This window comes from Lactiplantibacillus sp. C232 (genome assembly GCF_023806725.1).
GTDB classification, from domain to species: Bacteria; Bacillota; Bacilli; order Lactobacillales; family Lactobacillaceae; genus Lactiplantibacillus; species Lactiplantibacillus plantarum.
In genome coordinates this window covers 43,310-63,682 of sequence record NZ_JAMSKZ010000011.1, presented here as the reverse complement: position 1 = coordinate 63,682, position 20,373 = coordinate 43,310, and the positions used below count along the sequence as shown (strand labels likewise).

Annotated in this window: 20 protein-coding genes; 3 read left to right on the top strand and 17 right to left on the bottom strand. The window is 42.6% G+C overall.

What is annotated here, in order from left to right; all coding sequences use genetic code 11:
* Positions 1 to 67 precede the first annotated feature (67 nt).
* From MZO41_RS11285 to MZO41_RS11225, 13 genes are all read right to left on the bottom strand, one after another.
* The gene (locus tag MZO41_RS11285) at positions 68 to 892 is read right to left on the bottom strand and encodes a Cof-type HAD-IIB family hydrolase (protein ID WP_013355973.1); all 825 of its coding nucleotides are present in this window, start codon (positions 890 to 892) and stop codon (positions 68 to 70) included.
* Between the two features lie 172 nt (positions 893 to 1,064).
* Positions 1,065 to 1,928: an ROK family protein gene (locus MZO41_RS11280; RefSeq protein WP_003642458.1), complete on the bottom strand. Its 864-nt coding sequence runs from the start codon at positions 1,926 to 1,928 to the stop codon at positions 1,065 to 1,067.
* A 3-nt stretch (positions 1,929 to 1,931) separates the two neighbouring features.
* Positions 1,932 to 4,562, bottom strand: coding sequence for an alpha-mannosidase (locus MZO41_RS11275; RefSeq protein ID WP_003645314.1), 2,631 nt, complete (start codon positions 4,560 to 4,562; stop codon positions 1,932 to 1,934).
* A gap of 81 nt (positions 4,563 to 4,643) precedes the next feature.
* A complete protein-coding gene (locus MZO41_RS11270) occupies positions 4,644 to 5,744 on the bottom strand; it encodes a PTS fructose transporter subunit IIC (RefSeq protein WP_003642460.1) in 1,101 nt (366 codons plus the stop codon).
* 32 nt (positions 5,745 to 5,776) lie between these two features.
* Complete coding sequence (locus tag MZO41_RS11265; RefSeq protein ID WP_003642461.1) at positions 5,777 to 6,097, bottom strand: PTS fructose transporter subunit IIB; 321 nt, start codon at positions 6,095 to 6,097, stop codon at positions 5,777 to 5,779.
* Between the two features lie 16 nt (positions 6,098 to 6,113).
* On the bottom strand, positions 6,114 to 6,575 hold the full coding sequence (locus MZO41_RS11260) for a PTS sugar transporter subunit IIA (RefSeq protein WP_003643463.1): 462 nt from the start codon (positions 6,573 to 6,575) through the stop codon (positions 6,114 to 6,116).
* Between the two features lie 15 nt (positions 6,576 to 6,590).
* Positions 6,591 to 8,207: a BglG family transcription antiterminator gene (locus tag MZO41_RS11255; protein ID WP_003643464.1), complete on the bottom strand. Its 1,617-nt coding sequence runs from the start codon at positions 8,205 to 8,207 to the stop codon at positions 6,591 to 6,593.
* A gap of 646 nt (positions 8,208 to 8,853) precedes the next feature.
* Positions 8,854 to 9,312, bottom strand: a complete 459-nt coding sequence (locus tag MZO41_RS11250; protein WP_003642464.1) for a MerR family transcriptional regulator — start codon at positions 9,310 to 9,312, stop codon at positions 8,854 to 8,856.
* A gap of 93 nt (positions 9,313 to 9,405) precedes the next feature.
* On the bottom strand, positions 9,406 to 10,287 hold the full coding sequence (locus tag MZO41_RS11245) for an SDR family oxidoreductase (RefSeq protein WP_022638194.1): 882 nt from the start codon (positions 10,285 to 10,287) through the stop codon (positions 9,406 to 9,408).
* Between the two features lie 198 nt (positions 10,288 to 10,485).
* On the bottom strand, positions 10,486 to 12,480 hold the full coding sequence (locus tag MZO41_RS11240; RefSeq protein ID WP_003642466.1) for a PTS sugar transporter subunit IIABC: 1,995 nt from the start codon (positions 12,478 to 12,480) through the stop codon (positions 10,486 to 10,488).
* Positions 12,481 to 12,734: 254 nt separating this feature from the next.
* On the bottom strand, positions 12,735 to 13,403 hold the full coding sequence (locus tag MZO41_RS11235) for an endonuclease III domain-containing protein (protein ID WP_003642467.1): 669 nt from the start codon (positions 13,401 to 13,403) through the stop codon (positions 12,735 to 12,737).
* A 115-nt stretch (positions 13,404 to 13,518) separates the two neighbouring features.
* On the bottom strand, positions 13,519 to 13,776 hold the full coding sequence (locus MZO41_RS11230; protein ID WP_003642468.1) for a hypothetical protein: 258 nt from the start codon (positions 13,774 to 13,776) through the stop codon (positions 13,519 to 13,521).
* 34 nt (positions 13,777 to 13,810) lie between these two features.
* Complete coding sequence (locus MZO41_RS11225) at positions 13,811 to 14,362, bottom strand: NADPH-dependent FMN reductase (protein WP_058906764.1); 552 nt, start codon at positions 14,360 to 14,362, stop codon at positions 13,811 to 13,813.
* A 383-nt stretch (positions 14,363 to 14,745) separates the two neighbouring features.
* Here MZO41_RS11225 and MZO41_RS11220 point away from each other — a divergent pair, with 383 nt between their 5' ends.
* Positions 14,746 to 16,020 (top strand): hypothetical protein, encoded by a 1,275-nt coding sequence (locus tag MZO41_RS11220; RefSeq protein WP_003642470.1) that lies wholly within the window; start codon positions 14,746 to 14,748, stop codon positions 16,018 to 16,020.
* 135 nt (positions 16,021 to 16,155) lie between these two features.
* Here MZO41_RS11220 and MZO41_RS11215 read toward each other — a convergent pair whose 3' ends face one another.
* Positions 16,156 to 16,755: a hypothetical protein gene (locus tag MZO41_RS11215; protein ID WP_021356276.1), complete on the bottom strand. Its 600-nt coding sequence runs from the start codon at positions 16,753 to 16,755 to the stop codon at positions 16,156 to 16,158.
* Between the two features lie 189 nt (positions 16,756 to 16,944).
* Between MZO41_RS11215 and MZO41_RS11210 the strand changes: the two genes are divergently transcribed.
* Positions 16,945 to 17,427 (top strand): Fur family transcriptional regulator, encoded by a 483-nt coding sequence (locus tag MZO41_RS11210; RefSeq protein ID WP_003643467.1) that lies wholly within the window; start codon positions 16,945 to 16,947, stop codon positions 17,425 to 17,427.
* Positions 17,428 to 17,670: 243 nt separating this feature from the next.
* On the opposite strand, the gene MZO41_RS11205 is transcribed toward MZO41_RS11210, so the two are convergent.
* The 3 genes from MZO41_RS11205 to MZO41_RS11195 all read right to left on the bottom strand — a co-directional run bounded on the left by MZO41_RS11205 (position 17,671) and on the right by MZO41_RS11195 (position 19,376).
* Positions 17,671 to 18,027: a bacteriocin immunity protein gene (locus tag MZO41_RS11205; RefSeq protein ID WP_003642473.1), complete on the bottom strand. Its 357-nt coding sequence runs from the start codon at positions 18,025 to 18,027 to the stop codon at positions 17,671 to 17,673.
* A gap of 194 nt (positions 18,028 to 18,221) precedes the next feature.
* Positions 18,222 to 18,449 (bottom strand): PLDc N-terminal domain-containing protein, encoded by a 228-nt coding sequence (locus MZO41_RS11200; RefSeq protein WP_003643468.1) that lies wholly within the window; start codon positions 18,447 to 18,449, stop codon positions 18,222 to 18,224.
* A 54-nt stretch (positions 18,450 to 18,503) separates the two neighbouring features.
* On the bottom strand, positions 18,504 to 19,376 hold the full coding sequence (locus MZO41_RS11195; RefSeq protein ID WP_003642475.1) for a metallophosphoesterase family protein: 873 nt from the start codon (positions 19,374 to 19,376) through the stop codon (positions 18,504 to 18,506).
* 432 nt (positions 19,377 to 19,808) lie between these two features.
* Here MZO41_RS11195 and MZO41_RS11190 point away from each other — a divergent pair, with 432 nt between their 5' ends.
* Positions 19,809 to 20,351 (top strand): GNAT family N-acetyltransferase, encoded by a 543-nt coding sequence (locus MZO41_RS11190; protein ID WP_003642476.1) that lies wholly within the window; start codon positions 19,809 to 19,811, stop codon positions 20,349 to 20,351.
* Positions 20,352 to 20,373 lie beyond the last annotated feature (22 nt).

Sequence of the window (20,373 nt, the reverse complement as noted above, 5' to 3'; positions counted from 1 at the left end):
AATAGGAAGTTCAACGAACATGGCGTTGGGCTTCCTATTTTTTAATGATTCGTAAATGGCCTTTTAATTAGCGCGTAACATCAGCAAAATACCGAGCTAAGGTTAGCTGAATACCATTATGATTATTATCAGTTGTTACTATGTTCGCTGCCTCTTTAACGGGTTGTGGCGCATTAGCCATCGCAACACCAATCCCCGCTGTCTGGAGCATCGCAACATCATTAAAGTTATCGCCAAACGCAATCGTTTCAGCAGGGGTAACTTGATCATCCTGTAATAATTTCATTAATGCGGCTGCTTTAGTTACGCCTGCCGCAACGATTTCTAAATAAGTTTCTTTCGAACGATAAACTGCTAAGCCGCTAAATTCATCACGGCTTAATCGGTGTTCAATCGCCTGAATAATATCTGGATCGGCCATGATCATCATTTTATGCACTGGCGTCGGCATCCGTTGCAACCATGTGCCCAAATCCGTGACATGGGGTGCATAACCAATTCCCGTCGCTTCCTGCTGTTCCCACGGGCCATTAGTAGCCACCAACCAGTTATTATTCGAATAAATACTAATTGAGGCAGCTGGCCAATCATGAGCTACTACCGTTTGCACAGCTTGTGCTAGTTTAGGGTCAACGGCTTGCTCTTCAAAAACAGTTAGTCGATCATTCACATCAGTCGTAGCCGTTAGCGCGCCATTATAGGCAATCATGGTCGAATTAATTCCTAGTTGTTGCGCAATTCCAAACATCCCCTTAGGCGAACGTGCTGAGGCCAACACCATTTGTGCCCCCCGTGCAACTGCTGCTTGAACTCCCGTAATTGTAGCCGGTAATAACTGTCCTTGACTGTCGACTAGGGTACCGTCGATATCACTTACGATTAATTTGATCATTGATTTTCCTCCGTTAAGTTAATCATGGCTATGCTAAGCGTAGACTTATATTATGTATCCTTATAGATTCTACTGTAGCATGAATCAAGTCATAAATAAGTATTCCAGACCATTTTTCATTCATAGTAAAGTAAAAGAACCGATAACGTTACTTGTTATCGACTCTTTTTACCTAAAATATCAAATTTTTGGCCAGGGCGACATTACCAATCGTTGCAGAACCATTATTAGCAATTCCCGTTAAAACAATCAAATGATCTAAGTTCGGTAATTCAACATAATTGTTATTAAGCTGCTCAACGTCTCTTCTAATCACTGGAAGTTCAGTTTCGCTTACTACTGAGCCACCAATAACAATTCTTTCAGGCATGAAATTAAGATATGCATCAAAGACCAGCTGTGCAATATAATAACTGATCAACTTAAATACTTCATTGGTTCGCTTCAATTGTTCCCCCGGTTTGCCAGTTCGAGCCTCAATTGCGGGTCCTGAAGCCATGCCTTCAAAGCACCGATTTTGATGATATGGACAGACACCCTTGAAGTTATCGCCTGACATAGGTATGACCATTGTATGTCCCATTTCAAGATGAGACATACCACCTATGAAATGATTATCTTGGATAACACCACCACCAATGCCTGTCCCAATAGTAAAGTATACTAGTGAACGCACTGCTTGTCCTTGTCCAATCATATATTCACCATAAGCCGAAGCATTTACGTCCGTTGTAAAAGTAATTGGAATTTTCAAAGCTGCCCTCAACATCTGTACAACATCCGTATGAGACCAACCAGCTTTTGGTGTATTTAAAATCTGACCATATGTCGGTGAATCCACCTTAATATCGGCTGGGCCGAAACTCCCGATTCCCAACGCATCGACTGGATTTTTCTTAAAAAATGAAACACAGGCTTCCAGCGTTTCATTTGGCTTTGTGGTCGCTACTCGTTGTCGCTTCAAGATACGGTAGTGCTCATCAGTAATTGCTAAAATGAACTTAGTCCCTCCAGCTTCAATACTTCCCAAACGCATGAGCTATGCCCCCTGATTGTGTATGAGCAAGGTAACCATATCATAAGGCTGAATCACTAATTGTTCCGAACATGGTTGAGCCTCTTCCAGAGCATTTACCTGAATGAAATGTTGTTTTAATAAGGGGGTCAAATCAGCAGCCACACCAGATTCATTTGCCAAACGGATAACAAAACTATTTGGCACAGTATAGGCCGGATACAACGCGCTAATTGTGACATGTGGATCGAGTTTCAAAAATGACTCGCACTCTGAGATAGTTGGTAATGAATCATCAAATTCAACATCCCAAATTTTATTGTCTAATCGATTTACAAATAAATTCAATTTTTGTAATTGATAACTAACATCGGGTGCTAACCACTTTTCAGCAATTATTGCCAATTTATTTTCATTCAATTGAGACGTGGAAACTAACCCAAACTCAAATGTATTTGCTCCTAATTCTTCGGCCAACGGCGTTGGTGTCATCTGATGCCCAATACTAGTTGTATCGCCTGAAGCACGACCTGGTCGCCACAGTAAATTAGGCTTACCAAGTTGACCAGTGGTTGCCATTAATGTGACATAAAATGCTTTCTTTCCTAACTCGTATTCCTTCATTCCTTTAGCAATTAAATACAGGCCATCGCTAGCCCCTTGCATCCCGACAATTTTATCAAAGTTATAAAGGTTAACCGGTTTTTCAACAAATTCTTCTTCCCAATTTTCCGCAATTGGTAAATTACGTGTTCTTTGAAAGCCGCCTTGAACTTGCGCAACTGCAGTGTCACTTTCAATTGCTGTATTAATTTTTAACCGTAATCGATGATCTAGAACCTGATTATCGACAGTTAAACGACCTGCCAATACATTGTCACCATCAGTTAAAGTCAACGTTAATTCAAATGCGACATCGTGCAGCTTTGGTTCGTGACTAATCCTGTCAGCCAAGCCTTCTGGTAACTGCCACTTGCCGCTTAATCGCAGTTCTTGCCTTCCAGCTCCAACATAAATGGCTACAACGCCGGCTAAAGGCAAGTCAACCTCTTTGTCGCCTCGAAGCGGTGAATAATCGTACGTATCACCATCATTACCCGAATCTACAATACTAATGATGTTTTTGTAAGTTTTCCCATTAGTAGTTGCCTGAAAGTTGCCATCGACATAATTCACTTTCCAACTTTCATTTTGGATAGCCGTTTGTTGCTCAGACTGTAATTCTGGCAAAGCTTCTGCACCATCCTTAAAGTCAATTACTTGGTAACCCAACCCATCAAACTGGACTGCAACTTGTACTTGTAATTCATAGTAACCAGGCTCGTCTTTAAATTCAAAGCCTTTAGCCGTTTGTTGCATGATATTTTCTCGCTTAGCCACATAATTTGCACTTAAAATAGTTGCTTGATATTTTTCATCAAACATAATGTTTTTCGATGATGTTAAGAAACGGATTTTCTTATATCCATTGAATGGGCGTGGATCAGTATTGAATACAAGCACCTGATTGGCATCCAGTTTCAACCGTTGTGCGATTCTTTTCTTGATATAGTTTTCGATACCGTCTGCAATTTCAAAACCTTGTTTGAATCGATGGTCAATATCAATAGCAACATTATCAGAAACACTGCCACCCAAACTGTCATGCGGTTGACATTCTAGCAACTTTTTCCAAAGTTTCAAAATAAGACCCTTAGACACATCGATACCACATCTTTTGGCGATGACCATCAGTGGCTCAACACGTCGTAATATTTGCTGTTCGAGTTTGAAATTCTGCCGTTTAATGCGCGAACGTACTGAACCAATTGTCCGATGAACTCTAGCATAAGTTGGATACCGCAACTCGCCTTGATAATCCGGTAAATCGTTGCGTTGTCGTAATGTTCGCATAAACTTCGGATAATTGCTGATCACAATCTGATTATGACTATATTTATTTATCTTACTAATAGTCTCAGATACGTTATGAATAATATTCATTTGATCGATTCCCGAAGGCACTAGGACCGAATTATTTTGACCCTGTTGACTTTCAAAATCAATTCCTGGATCTAGACGGTTTGCAACGAACTCTTGTAAGTTTTTCTTCGAATCCAATGCGATTTGACCAGTATAGTAACCTAACGGAAAATTAGCAGCATAGACTTGACTATGACCTAGACTGTGCCATTTAAAATAAACAGAGTCCATTTGTCGCTTAAAATTAGTGCCCCGCCAAAAAATAAAGTCATTAATGCCAACTTGATTTAAGAGCATTGGCAATTGCGAATTAAATCCAAAAGTATCTGGCAAATAGCCAATCATCATTGGTTGCCCATACTTTTGTTTGGTATCGTTGATGCCAATAACTAAGTTACGAATAATTGATTCTGCATCAGGTATCATCGCATCAGTCTGTGTATACCATGGTCCAACAAATAATTGATTACGGTTAATTAATTTCTTTATCCGGATAACATCTTCGGGATGCATTTCAACATACTCATCTAGTATTGATGTCTGTCCGTCTAAAGTAAAATTAGCTTCAGGATGCGTTTCTAACTCCTTCAAAACATTTGAGAACAGCTGATCACTTAGCACCTGTGCGTCCTCAGTTGTAAAATACCATTCTCGATCCCAATGAGTATGATTTACAAAATGTGCTTTTGTCATAAATGTATCGCTCCCTGTTATTTTAGGTAACAAAAGCCGCATTACGGCTCTTTAACCATTATGCGGCTCGTTTTAGTCAATCTAAGCTTCAAAATTAATGTTAATGTCGTCCTCATTATCATCAGTGACTTGTTCTTCGCTCTGTGTTTGGTTAAAGTCCACAGCCAATGGTGCCAGTACACCGATAATCGCAGCGCAAACAATTAGACCGATTAAATAGGCCCAACCATTCGTAATGGTGACAAATCCATAAACCCCACCAACAGGAGGAATCTTAGCCTGAGCCCCAAGTAAAATCGTAGTCGCCGAACCAGCAGCACCAGCAATCATATTAATTGGAATTAATTTCAACGGGTTAACTAATGTAAACGGAATAGCACCTTCTGTTATTCCAATAAATCCCATGAACCAGTCGCTTCGTCCAGCATCAAGTAATTCATCAGAAAAACGATGCTTAAAGAAAGTCGTCGCAAATGCATATCCTAAGGGAATACCAGCAATAGCCACATTAACGATCATTGCAGGGGTGTAAATCTTTTCAGCTAATAAAACGTTTCCTGCCATCCATGCAGCCTTATTAACAGGACCGCCTAAGTCAGAACCAATCATAGCGCCCATGATAACTGCTAAGGTAATAGCACTTACACCGCTTGTACTCATTTGTTTAATCCAGGCGACAAGTGATACATTAATCCAAGTCAGCGGTTGCTTCAAAATGACTCCCATCAATATTGCCACAACCATTGTAGATAGCAGCGGTACAACAACTAATGGCATAATAGATTCGAACTTTTCACCAACATGTAACTTATTGTGACACCAACGTGCAGTATAACCAGCTGCAAACCCAGCAACCAAGGCTCCTAAAAATCCCATATTAGAACTAGATGCTAATGAGCCCCCAATGAACCCGGCGGCTAAAGCTGGCTTATCGCCAATAGCATATGCAATGTAACCGGCCAAAACTAAATTAACTAAGCCAACACCAATCCAACCAACGGCTTCAATTTGTCCCATATAAAACCAAAAACCAGTTTTATACGCATCAAAACTTGTAATTCCAAAACATAGACCTATCAACTTAGGAACTGCAACTACGAGGGACCCGCCAATAACAACCGGTAACATATATGAAATACCAGACATTAAGTAGCCCTTCCACTCAGCCAATATTTTCTTCATAACTCACTCCTCCATTCTTCATTAAGTTCATTTTATTTAACACGAGCAGCAACCGCTTTGCTGACCTTATCAATAACAGCTTTCGGCTTTTTAATACACATATTAATATCAACTCGAACTGCTGGAATCCCTTCAAATCGATCCATCTTTTCAATTTTTTGATCCGAACCAATCAATAAAAACTTTGCGCTTTTCGCCTCTTCAACTGTAATTTCATTTTTAAGTCCCATTGCACCCTGTTGTTCTACTTTAGCTTGTAAACCTAGTTCCTGCGCTGCTTTTTCTAGCGCTTTCGCCGCCATTGGTGTATGTGCTAACCCTGCTGGGCATGATGTAATTGCAACAAAATCCATATCAGTCATCCTCTTTTTATAAAATTTTTTCCGAACTATTGGTTAATACAGTGTAAACATCCTGAACTGTTTGACTTTCAAGTAATGCTTGACGCTCACGGTCATCCACTAATGCACTCGCAAAGTTAGCTAGAATCTGTAAGTGTGCCTGCTCACTATTTTTTGGAACTAGCATAGCAATTACCTGATTAACTGGTTGGTCATCAAATGTCGGCCAATCTTGAATGCTTGTTGTAGAGCGAATGAATAGTACAGCAGGTTGCCGCAGATATTCTGAGATTGCATGAGGAATCGCTATACCGTCCTGCATTCCTGTTGAAGCTTCTTTTTCTCGTTGATACAGCGCTTTCAAAACTGCATCTTCGTTATCTGCAAAGCCAAGTTCAATTGCTTTATGTGCAATAAAGCTAAAAACATCCTCACGTGTTCTAAAATGTTCTTTTAAAAAAATATACTTCTGTTTAAAAATTTCTGTCATATTTGCATTTCCCCTTCACTGCTGTGCTAATGTATCAATAATTTCTTGAGCATTTTGAGCCTTTATTAAGGCCGTCATTCGCTGCCCATCTTGAATCAAATTATAGAAATAACTGTAAATATCATCCATTTGTGTTTCAACCGTGCGATTCAGGGCTACGAAAAATACAATATGGACATTTTCGTGATCCCATTTAATTCCCTTTTTCGACGTCATGATTCCAATCGTTGGTTGCAAAACATGGTCGATATCACCATGGGGAATTGCAAATTTATCGATAATGGTGGATGCAACTTGTTCACGTGCTAACGCTGAATTTTGCATTTGATTATCAACATACCCATACTTTTCTAGCCGATCAGTTAGTTGAATAATCGCCATCTTTTTTTCAGTTGCCTTTGAATTTGTAATAATACCGTTTGGACTTAATAATTTAACAAATGCGTTCCGCGTATACTTTTCTTGACGAATATCTTGACTTAACTTTTCCAATAAGCTGAGTTCTTGGTCATTCAAAAACGGACTGACTTGAATAACCCTCGTACCGCTCATCTTTAACGGGATAGTCGAAATAATAATGTCTGCAGTCACTGTTGAAGTCATCAACTCATTCACAGACAAAGTGCCAACAATCTGAACATCCGGTAGTTTGTCCATGACACGTTGCTTTAGTAACTCCGCCGTACCATAACCAGTGCTACATACAATTGCAAGCTCAACATCTGGTTTTAAGACCTTTCGGCGCTCAATGAACGATTCAAAGTGCAGTGCTAAGTATGCAATTTCATCCTCAGTTAGCTGTAAATGGTATTGCTTTTCAATCGCCATCGCTAATGCTAGTGCTTGATCAAAAGCGACGGGAAAATACGTTTTAACTTGATTACAATACGGATTCGTAATACTAATGCCATTTTTAATGCGAACCAGCGCCGGACGTAAGTGTAGCGTTAGATTACGTAATAACTGATTATCATAATCCGTTAGCACGCTACGTAGCCAGTCGACTATCGTTCGTTCAACTAAGCCGCTTCTATCCAGATCAATGTACCCATCCTCAATGGCCGCGACATGCATATTTAAATAAGCAATTTCTTCATCGGGAATTTCACACTTAAAGGCCACGATAAGCATTTTAACTAATTTGTTGGTACTCGGAGATATTGCCATAGTGTCAAAATTCTGTGTCGTCGTTTGAGTAATAAACTCGCCATTCTTAATTCGCTGAATCGCAATAGTTGTATGGATCAGTAAAGACTCATATTGATATTCATTTACATCAACTTTTAAAATCTTCACAAATTTATTCAGGACTTTTTGCATCTGATTTAAGGTTTGTTTATTGACATATCGTTTCAGGGACTGCGGCACTTTAAATGTGCGTGTCATTTTGCCAGTCTGTTGATTTTGCTTAATCTCTTGTCCCCAATATGACTGTAATAGCTGACCAATCACTCGACGAACATCACTCTCCGAACTATTGAATTTAACACCTTCTGTAGTGGCCGTCAGCTTCAACCCATAATCCATTTTTAAAACATTTAAATCACGTTCCAACGTACTACGACTAATAAAGAAGTGGTCAGCAATATCATCTAATAACACTGGTTTAGATTGCTGTGTCAAGAATGTCATAATGCTAATTCTGCGTTCTTGCTCACTTTGGCTATTATCCTTCAGTATCGGAAACTCAGCCAACAGTCCCTTCGTATTACCACTAAAACGAATACCCTGTCCTCTTTTCCTAACAAGGTGTACACCTTGTTGGTTGACTACCTTTTCCACCTCATTCAGATACTTAGCAATCGTCTTACGAGATGTGCCCGTATACTCCATAATATCTTGATAGTGAACTATCCTTTTTGACAATATCAACTCAATAATCATTCGTGTAAGAGTTGCTGGTGAACTATTCGGCGCCAAATTTATCACTCCCTAACTTTTACAATTCATATGATAATGTAACCGTATACATTATTTAAGCTCATAAAAGTACACTTGTAGCTAGTGTACCTTTCATAAGTTATTATTCTTTGTGCTGTCGGCCATATACTTGAAGATTGCTTTAGAAGTTTAATCTCGAATCCTATTGTGACTAATATTACCCCGATTTTGCGCGTTATCTTACAGGAAGACAAATCATTTACTGAATTAATTAACTATTGATATCAATCATAAAAAAGCAGCGTGATTTCATTATCCTGAAATCACGCTGCTAAGACTATCCAATTACAATATTCCTCAGAACAGTCTAGTATTAACTCTCATTATCAAATGGTGCCTAACTATCTGGTCTCGAATTATCCTTCAATTCAAACTTAACTTTATCCCCCACGAGTTTGACAAATAGTTCCTGGTCAGGCTGAGGATCAAATGGCCCCAAGTCGACAAGAATCTGACCATTATCCGCCACTTCATATCCTTGGTAACGATCGGCAAGCAGATGATAGATTGTTTGGGCTGGTCGCATCCGCTCATCCACCTGAGCGGCCGCCGCCTTCAAGGTATAACCAGTCTGCAATAAATTACTCATCGCGGCTGCCTTGATAACCATTTTCATTGTATACACGCGAGCCTGGCCCGGCTCATCCTCGTTCTTAGGAATAATGTACCCCTTTTTTTGCCAATACCGTAGTTGTCGTGGCGAGACACCAGTCATTCTGCTTAGTTCACTAATGCCAATAGTTAATTGTCCTTTATGAAAAAGCTCACGTAAATCTGCACGCGTCCCGTTAGTCATACTGGCGACTCCTTTCCAAAGTTGCTATTGATATAAATTATAGCATGGAATTTCGTCGCGACCATTAACTCGCTTGGAATTTTCCGTGATTAATTAACTTTTCTGATAATTTGTTTGTAAGTAATCCAGCAATGACTGGGCGGGACGATCCATAATCAGCTGATAATCATCACTTACTGTGGCTAATAGTCCGCGGGCGCCACCGGCATACATCGAGGCCAACATTGGCCCCTCACCATTCTGATTGTACATATCGCTGAAGGCTTGCAAGGACACTGGTCGATACCCGATTGGTTGCCCGCTCACCTGACTAAGCACAGTAGCGAGTTCCGGCATCGTGTAAGCTCGGGACTGTGTTAACGTATAGATTCGACCACGTTGTAATAAATCAGGCGTTGTGGCGACTTTAGCAAAAGCGGCCGCACTATCTGCCTGACTGATGAAGCTGAGAGCCTGATCAGCCATTGGATAAACGACGTTGTGCCGTTCAATTAATTCTGGCAAATATGGCACTAACGGATCCGCGTAAAGCGCATTCCGGACAATCGTATAGTTAATATCACTTCCAGCTAATCGCCGGGGCACGTAACCATAAAATGCTGATAATTCAAATGGATTATTCACCTGATCGGCAATGAAACCCATGACTAGGAAATGATGCACATTCGCCTGTTGGACTGCTGCTAAGACGTTCTCAAATTCTTGGACCCGCGAATAACTATCATGACTCTTACTAGGAATATAGATCAGGACATCACTGTCTTGGAAAAATGCGCGTAACTGCTCTGGCTGCTGGTAATCAATAGCCGCAACATGCAAACCTTGTTGTTGGTATACCTGGGCCTTACTGAGTGTATGGACCCCTAAATATAATTCAGTGGTGGCGACTAACGGTCTCATCGCGGCAACAATCTGTTGTCCTAAATGACCAGTGGCACCTGTAATCGCATATTTCAATTTAACTCGCCCTTTCATGTAACTTTATTAGTTACATTTAACTAAATATCGATATATTTGTCAAATAAAGCGGCCGCTTATGATATTAACGTCACCCATTGCCGCCATTAATTCGGAAACATTTCGTCGCTACATCGTTAAAATTAAATACACAGAAAGGGCTACCCTCATTACAAGAGCAGCCCTAAGAAATGCTTTTCTAAAAATAGTTAAGCCCTAATTTGCAACCTGTTGACCAAGGTGCTTCTTTTCAGGCGCCTTCTTAACGTTTTTGACATCATTATCGGAAAAGCCAAACATCCACGTTAACGTAAAGGCGACAATCAAGTCGATAGCAGAGGCAATCAAGAAACCGTAGAAACTAAAATCAAGCCCCTTAGGATTGATGAAGGAGGTCACACCGATCAATGATCCGGCGAAGCCCCACATGTTAACGTTAAACAGTCCGGTCAAGAAACCGCCGACAGCACCACCGATACTTGCAGTAATAAATGCCCGGCCGTATTTCAGATTGATCCCGTACATTGCAGGTTCAGTGACCCCACAGAAGGCTGAGATCGTTGCTGGCCAAGCGAGCTCTTTAATATTAGCAAACTTAGACTTCAGCGCAATTGCTAAGACCGCGCCACCTTGGGCAACCATCGTTGCAGAAACAATGGCATTCAAGTAACTGTGCCCAGTTGTCGTAATATCGTTGACAACAATTGGAATAATCGCCCAGTGTAACCCGAAGATAACTAATACTTGGTAGAAGCCACCGATAATTAAGCCAGAGATGGCTGGACTGAGTTTGTAAATCGCCACAATTCCTGCAGCCAATGCGCCAGACAAAGCTGTAATGATTGGCCCGAGGATGATAATGATGGCTCCAGAAATAATCACAACTTCAAACAACGGTACGAAGATCATCCGTAAGACTGTTGGGATGACCCGCTTGAGCCATGGTTCCAACTTACTTGCTAACCACGCCCCCGCAATCATCGGGAAAATCGAGTAGGTATAGGAGGCAACGTGAACCGGAATGCCAAAGAAGTTCGCATTGATTGCCATTCCCAATAAGTGACCCGTAACCTTTCCGGTTGTTGCCATACTAACAATTGCTGGGTATGTTAAGACCCCACCAATAATTCCCATGATAACCGGATCAGCCCCTAACTTCTTGGCTGCGGTGAAACCAACAAATATCGGTAAGAAGTAGAAGACGGAATCACCCATCGCATTAATAATCACGTAGGTCGGCGTTGTCGCAGAGACGAGGTTGAAGTTCTTTAGTAACGACAAAATCCCCTTTAAGATCCCAGAAGCTGCCAACAACCCAATCACTGGAATCATGGATCCCGTAATAATACCAATCAAGCTGCTAAAACCGTGTTTGACCTTCTGCCACGGCGTCATTTTCTGCCACGCTACCCGGTTCGCTTCCTTCTCCATCGCAACAGCCGAAGCGTCAGCATCCCCAAAGCCTGCGCCTAGTTGACCCACGATTGCATCATACACGTCGGTCACCGCTGGCCCAATCACCACCTGGTACTGACCACCTGCCTTTGCAACATCGATAACGCCCTTTAGGTTTCGGATTACCTCGTCATTGGCCTGCCCTTCGTCCTTTAAGTAAAATCGAACCCGGGTAATGCAGTGAATCACGCTTTTCACATTTACCGGTCCACCAACTTGAGCAATGATTTGAGTCGCCAATTCATCGTACTTGCCGCCCTTACCCTTAACCACCGATGCTTCGGCAACGTGTTCTTTCAATTCAACAACAGCACCGACGACCCCGGCACGGACTTCACCCAGTTCGGGCGTTAGTTTGGTAACCATATCCGCCGTATTCGTTACGGCCATGATTACCGTGGTATCCTTGTTCGCACTAGTAATCGCCGCTAAATCCATCACGGCCACTTTTTCGCCGGCCTCGACCGTATCACCAACTTGCACGTTAACTTTAAACGGTGGCCGATCTGCTAGTTCGACCGTATCGATACCAAGATGAACCAACACTTCCAGACCATTGTTCCCCGTAAAGCCAATCGCGTGCAGACTCGCTGCAACCATCGTTACTTTACCACTGATTGGTGCAACGACCTGTCCATCTGTCGGTTCAATACCAAATCCTTGCCCCATCATCCCTTGTGAAAACACCGGATCGTGAACCGATTCGAGTGGCACTAACTGTCCTGCAACTGGCGTTAATAAATGCACTTGCTTCATAGCGATTCTCCCCCTTTGACTAATCAATAATCGCGTTGTTAACAAACTAATTTCGGACACTGGTTGTTATAAAATCACTAATAATTGCCAATCCATCCAGTGACCAACTGTCAGGCCCTCCTAACTAATCAAGTAACGCCCTTAACCATAAAAGCGCTTTCTTTTATAAACATAATAATAGCCGCCCCTATTAAGTCGGTCAATAAAACCCGATTAAATTAAGGCGGTTCACTTGAATTTAGGAACTTATTTAATTAGTTTGCCAAACTTTGTGAAGCAAGTGTTAATCTTTGCGTTGCAAGAAAGGACCGTTCGAAATCAGCCGTCGTTTTGACCTGTTTACCGAAATCAACAATCAGTGCGTGCCACTCCCAAGCCGTCGTTAAATCATAATGCCACGCCTGCATAATCAGTTGTTGGGCCTTTAAGTAGTTGCTCGGTAACGGTTGGTTAAGCCAGCCGAATAGGCGCCGCAAATACGTGTCAATAATGATCGTTGGCTGATGAAAAACGTACATGCTAAAGTAGTCAGCCGTTTCATCGCCAATACCGCGCAGGGCGATTAGTTCACGCCGCAATTGTTCTGCTGGCAAGGCTCGCATCACGGTCAAGTCAAAATCATACTGTCCACACCACGCTGCTAAGGCTTTTAAAGTTGGAACTTTGCGCGTATAGAAGCCCGCAGGTTTGACTAAAGTCGTCAGTTCAGTATCAGTCAATGCTAGTAACTGCCGAGGCTCAAAGTCAGTGGCTGCTTTTAAATTAGCCAGTGCGTAATCCACGTTGCGCCAGTTGGTATTCTGAACGAGAATACCGCCCCAGAGAATCTCCCAAGGCGTCTCGGCAGGTGGGATTCCGGCTTGGAGCCAGTGCCGGGGCCCCATGGCAGCTAACATCTGCTGATACAGTGTCTCAATGGTCATTGTTAGCCCTCCTCACATGAATTGATTAATGTTGAGACCAATAATTTGATCTTACAAAAAAATAGTCGTAACGGCAAAACATCAATCCGCTACAACTATTGTTTACGCTTGTTTATTAGTCATCTACCACCGTACTGCGCTTAACAGCTAGCACAATGTCAGCCTTCCGATTTTCAGGCTTGATCTTTTCTTCAAAGTCCAATTCGGCATCCTTAAACAGGTTCTGAATCTCAGTATTAACTAACGACAAGTCGCGTGAATCCCCAGCTTGTTGGCGAATATAGACCACATATTGATCTGGTAATTCTTCAAGATCATATTCCACATCTTCGTCATTCAAAATAACATAAATCAACTTACGTTCTTTGTTCATTTGAAACTTCCCCTTATCAATTATTTTATCCGAATTAGTCGTTTGCGGCTAACTGGTGAGCAAACTTAAGGTAGTCAGCCACACAATGGTCTAACCACTCAACGACCTTATTGTCCGTAAGGTCCCCATCGGCATTCATCTTGTCCTGCACCGCGCTCAACAAGAATTCATTTCCAGGCAGAATCTGCATCCCAACTCCGGGTGAATCTAAAACTTGCCGTAAATGACTCTGCGCTCGCACTGTCCCCAAGGGTCCCATTGTGGCCCCTAAAATCATAGCTGGTTTCCCAATTAACGGTCGTTCAACACGCGATAGCCAATCAATCGCATTTTCCAAGACACCTGGAACACTATGGTTATATTCCGGTGTCACAAAAATGACGCCATCCGCGTCCATGACCGTCTGCTTAAAGGCTTGCACCTCCGCGGGGGCTTCTAGCTCGATATCCTGATCATAAAAAGACAACGCGCCCAAGTTAGGAATCGTGACATCCAGTTGATCGGCATACCGTTTCTGAACAAACGTTGCTAACTTACGATTATATGAGGAACGTCGAATGCTACCGACGAGTGCGATAATCTTCATCGTGTGAAAAACTCCTTTAAGTTGTAATTACTTTTAGTATACCCCTTTTTTGGCAAATAGTCGGAACCGGTTACAAAAAACCAGCTGCTTTCATCAAAATTTTAATCTTAACTGCTGAATATTCAGTCAGTTTAGCAATTCCAGTCCCCCATCCGCGTAACTGCCATTATCTTAAGTCTAATTTTAAACGAGGTGAGACATTCATTAGCGGGCCTGATTATTGCTTGCTCATCGAAATAACTACCAGACATAATAATCGAGGCAGTGCTTTATCGCCATCACAGGATTAATAAACTTTCACAAATGTTTCTTAACTTTTTTCAAAACCAAACGTCCATTGTTAGTGTGATGAATAGAGTCTGCTATACTATTGATTAGAGAAATTGATTGGGGGGTTAATCGTGTATTATCGTGGTGAAGCACTTGACTTTTTGAATATGCTACATACTACAGGTGCCGCGCCATTAATGCGTTCGCGAATCGTTTTTTCCAGTCAGATCGACGTGGAACGCTTAAAGGCTGCCGTGCTCGCTTCCGCACAAATCGTACCCGAGATTTTCGGTCATTATCAAGCTGACCGTAATCGTTTCGTTGTTACTGATCAACCAGTCAACCAAGTTATTCAGGAAGTTCAAAGCCCGTATAGTCCTGAAAACACTGATTTTGATTTTACGAATAGTCCGCAACTACGGTTATTTGTCATTCATCACGGTGACTACGATGTCTTACAAGCCTTTATGAGCCACCTACTAACGGACAATCGTGGGTTTAAAGAATATCTGTACCTGCTCGCACAAGCCTACAATTATGCCGATCTCACGAATTTGCATAATGAACGGCGACTACGCCCAGTTATCACTAAGTTGCAACGTCAATTTGCACGGCCACACGGTCATGCACCCATTGTTACCGGTATGGTTAAACTACCCCATTATCCGGGAATTAACTTGCGGCACGGTGGTCACGTAATGCTCAGTAGCACGCAATTCATGCGCGTCCGACGAATGGCTAAGGCCCAAGACGTCGGTATTAGCGAGGCCATTTTGGCGGCATACGCTAAAGCACTCCAAGTTTTAACTGGTCATACAACCGTGACATTGCCGTGCCCAATCGACCTGCGCCGCTTCACGACTGAAGATGCGAACGTCACCCAAATCGCTAATTTAACCGTCAATGTTTTTCTGACAATCAAGGTAGATATTGATGCACCTTTTAGTGAGCTCGTCAATCAAGTCCACGACTTGTTAACGGTCGAGCGTACGCGGGTCGCCTTCCTTTATCGACTTAGCAATTTACAGAAAATGAACCATACAATGCCAATCACGGTCATGCGTAAAATGACCAAACGCTGGTTACCACAGCCTGCGCTCCGGTATACCAACTTTGGTGTCGTCGACCAGGAACGGCTTAAATTTCATGACTTGACGGTCGTCAATTGCGTCTTCTCGGGTGCCTTCCAGTGCTCACCCGTTATGGAAATTGCCGCCAGCACGTTTGCCGGAACCTGTACATTGAGCTTCAATAGCACCGGGTCCGAACGTGACTACCAGTTATCCATGAAAATCCTGGAAAACATTCAAGCTCAACTGCTAGTGTGGGCACAAGCAGATGCTCAAGTAGCCACAACTGATAATGTGACGTTGCGCCACCAAGCATAATTAAGTCAATTGATAGGCCTTAAATACCGGCCACAAAAAATCCCAAGCTAAATGAGCTTGGGATTTTTTATGGCCGCCGTTAATCTGGCTATCAGTGTGATTATGGATTATTTAGAATCATCCAGCTAATGACGACTAGTCATCCGGCCGAATCGTTTCCGAGTAATGACTTAACTGGTATATCGGTGCCCGTCGTGCCAATATTGCTGGTGCTTTGTGAATTTTCACTAGGCAACCAGTTTGCCCACTTGGGGTCAGTCGAACATCATAATTTTGAAAACTAGGGCGTATTGGCGTAGTCACTGTCAGTGGTCCAATAACGCGCTGTAAGCCAATCTGAATATTTGCTAGGTGTTGGAAAGGGCTCCCAACTAAATTACTTAAAAAGCCATCATATAGGCGCCATAGTGCCCCGGCGGACGGCACCCAGACTGGTTGTCCAGCGGATGCTTGTAATTGGAATCGTAACGTCACGCACTGCCGGGTCACGGTCAACTGAATCGGTCGAACCTTCAACCGAGTAGTAGCGGCTTTTAGGACTGCAACTTGTGCCAACGCTTGGGGAACATCATAGCTCGCCGCAAATACTGGGAACTGATTAGTGGGTACCTGCCGTCCTTTTTCCGTAGTCGTAAGTTGCCGGATAACTTTCATCATTGCTTCAAGGCCAAGTACATATGCGCGTTCGTATTGGACCCGCTCAACCGGTAATGCTGGTACAATTAATTGCGTCATTTTACCACCTCTATCCACATTCACTTAATTATCGTTAGTTTACTCACGTCCTCAGCCCCAGTAAAGCCTTTTCAGCTATTTCGTTAATTAATTTTGTCAAAAGTTTCATCTAGTAATGTTTCTAAATTGGAATCCTTCTAAAAAGTGTGGTTTAATAAGGGTGAATATGATAAAAGGAGGAACCGCGTCGTGGCAGAAGATATGTTGACCCAAGCCTTGCAGCAATTAAAGGACCATAAAATCCGTGTAACGCCGCAACGGCAAATCATTCTTAATTATTTGATTACTCACCATAATCATCCATCCGTCGAAACCATCTATCAGGAATTAGCAACTCAATTACCTAACCTGAGCTTGGCAACGGTTTACAATACGTTAAAACTTTTTGTCGACTTAGGAATCGTAATTGAATTACAAAATGGCGATGCTGGCACCCACTATGACTTTTTCGGACGACCACATTATCACGTCGTTTGTGAGAATTGTGGTAAAATTACTGACGTTTTCGAACCCGACCTCCGCAGTGTCGAAGCCAAGGCGGCGGAACTCTCTGGGTACTTGGTTACGGGTCACAATATGGAAGTCTATGGATTATGCCCAGACTGCCAGAAACTACTCAATGTAACTAAAACAGCTGATTTAAAGCGATTGAAATTGACGCACAGTGAATAGAACCAGTTCAATGGCAACCGGCTATTTAGCGCGCTGGTTATCCTAAAACAAAAGGAACACTTTCAGTTTTCCTGTATTAGTCCCTGTCAACCTTAAGCGGACTATCACAGCCTGAAGTGTTCCTTTTAATTTATACGATAAGCTGATTTTACTTACGCTTTAATCAGCATCACAATCGGAGGACGCTTTCGGAATACCAATCAGCAATTACACGACCGGTAGCCCTCAACCCCCTGGCCGGTATTAATGTTGTGGGACTTCTTCCAGCATGCCATAGAACTGTGACTTGTCAGAGAAATCAGCCATATAGGCCCCGTTCAATCCGGCCTTTTGCCCGATTATTCCTAAGTCGATCATTAGCTTTTCTTCTTCATCTGGAAAGTGTAACCGTCCCTTAATGGCTACACTACGAATATAGTTTACTAGGCGATTGACTAAGGCTTCTGGGTTCTTAGTCGTAGTAATTTTTTTATCGACCTGCATTAATACATCAATAATATCCAATAAGTCCCCCGACTGATCAGACCACCCACTTAACCGGACGATTAGTCCCTTAATAGCCTCTTGAGCTTGTTGTCGTAATTCTGATTCTCGCTGCATTAATAAAGTCCCCCTCTATATGATTCGGATTACCATAATAATTTCAAATTATAGGTATCTTTATATACACTTTTATTATACACGCTTATGATTGCATTCAAAAAAACATTCATAAACGTGCAAAAAACGCCCATCAACGTAAAAAAGTCCGAGCTTTCACCCGAACTTAACCCCACTTTAATTTACTAATTACCCTAACGTTCCTGTCCAAACGCAAAATAGAGCCACGGTCCAAATGGTTGTACAAAGGCTAATAACAACCAGCCAAGTCGATGTCCTCGGCGAAATGACTTCGCCGTCAAGACATCCGCAACCACAATTGTGGTTGCGGTAATCTCCATGGCGGCAACGGGTAACAACCGTTGCTTTAATTTACGTTTGATCCGTGGTGGCATTTGATTGTGATGACGAAATAGTCCCATATTGACGCCTCCCTTAATTATTACCAACATTATACCTTGTTAATTAAGAAAGCGCTATCTTGATTCATACCCTTGTGGGGCTCGCCCGACAAACTTAGTGTCTGGGATCGTCAATTCATCAATAACCGCTTTCCCATGCAGTAACTGGCGCGTTGTCACACCGACCTGTCCTCGATCGATTGTAATGATTTGGTAACTACTGCCCTCATGAACATAATGATGATGTGGATCATGGCAATCGATCGCATAGGCCGCAGAACCGGCCACCACATTCAGAATATTATCTCCAATCAAATAACTTGAAACAAAGTGAACGTGACCAGAGAATACGCCGCCTAAATTATGTCCCCGAAGCACCGATAACAGCGCCGGCGTATTTTGTAAAATCGCATAGTGCATATTTGTCATCGTCGGCCCATCTAGGGGGTGATGCAAAAATAGAAAAGCCCGCTTTGTCGGTGCCTGTCGTAGATGTTTTCCCAACCATTGTAGCTGTTGTGGTGCCAACCAGCCTGCCTCATAACCGCTAACCTTTGAATCCAAAAAATAAAAGTCGTTGTTGCCAATCCGCATGCGACTCGCGTAGTATGGTCCCGGGTCAGCCGGCAAATACCCTTCGTAAAACGCCGCTCGCCGATCATGGTTTCCAAGGATAACTCGAACATGACAATCAAATTCAGCTTCCATCGTATGGATGATTGCGTGCAGCCGCTGATAATCGTCAGCGCTACCGTCATGAATCAAGTCCCCGGTAAAAACAATCAAATCTGGCATGGTTGGTAATCGCCGAATATCATCAATAATATTGGCAAGCTTGCCCCAGGGATCGTACTGCTGACCATGTGCCGGTACTTGGCCGCGGGGGGTTAAATGTAGATCAGAAATCTGAATAACTTGTAAAGGACGCAATTCGATCCTCCCTCTCATACTTTAATCACCAGATGGTTATCTCTAATATAGCGAGCTAACGTAAAGTTTTACCAATCTTCATATAAAGTAACTGTAAAGTTTGTGCTAACCTCTCTTTACGCACCATTGAAAAGTGCCCCCACAGCAACACCTTTCACCAATAGTTCAGCCATCACCCGTATTGCCCTCATTATACTGAAACCACATTATCGGCAGCACGTGCCCAACGGCTTTACTGTAAGTCTTCAGTATATCCGCATCTTATTTCGCCGTCCCCCAGAGCTAGTTGTTCTTGACATCAGCACTTGGCACATGCCACCCGTGTTTCATACTGAGCTAGCTAGTCTGACGCGTAATCTCATAATTTTTGGTTGACAAGCCCACCTTTTGCCGCCACCATGAAGATAAGCTTTAATAACATCATACGAGTGAGGGATTATTTTGAAAAATATGTTTGTCGGGCCCCATGTGGCCCTTGCTGTTCCCCAGCCAGAAGATTTTGATGAGATCAGTGACTGGTACACTGACGCCGATTTTGTTCGTAAAATGGATACGGCTGCCGCCCGACCACTGACCGGTGAAGAACTCGAACGAACTTACCGTAACCTTGATCGGAATACCGAATACTACTTTCACGTTCATAGTTTAGAAGACGACCACTTATTAGGCTTTGTCACCCTATTCAATATCGAATGGCATAACCAGGTTGCCCAATTAGCCATCGCAATCGGTGATCCCGACGAACGCGGCCATGGTTATGGTACCGAGACACTCAGCTTGATTTTGAACTACGCTTTTAACGAATTGAATCTTTACAAAGTCTGTTTGGACGTCATCGCAACAAACCCCGCCGCTATCGCTGTTTACCAGAATAGTGGTTTTGAATTTGAGGGCACCAATAAGCGTGCTATCAAGCGTGATGGGCAACGAATCGACCTCTATCACATGGGCTTATTTGCGGCTGATTTCCAGCCCCGCGTTACTTTAAACTAATTAATCAGCTCAATTAGTTGCA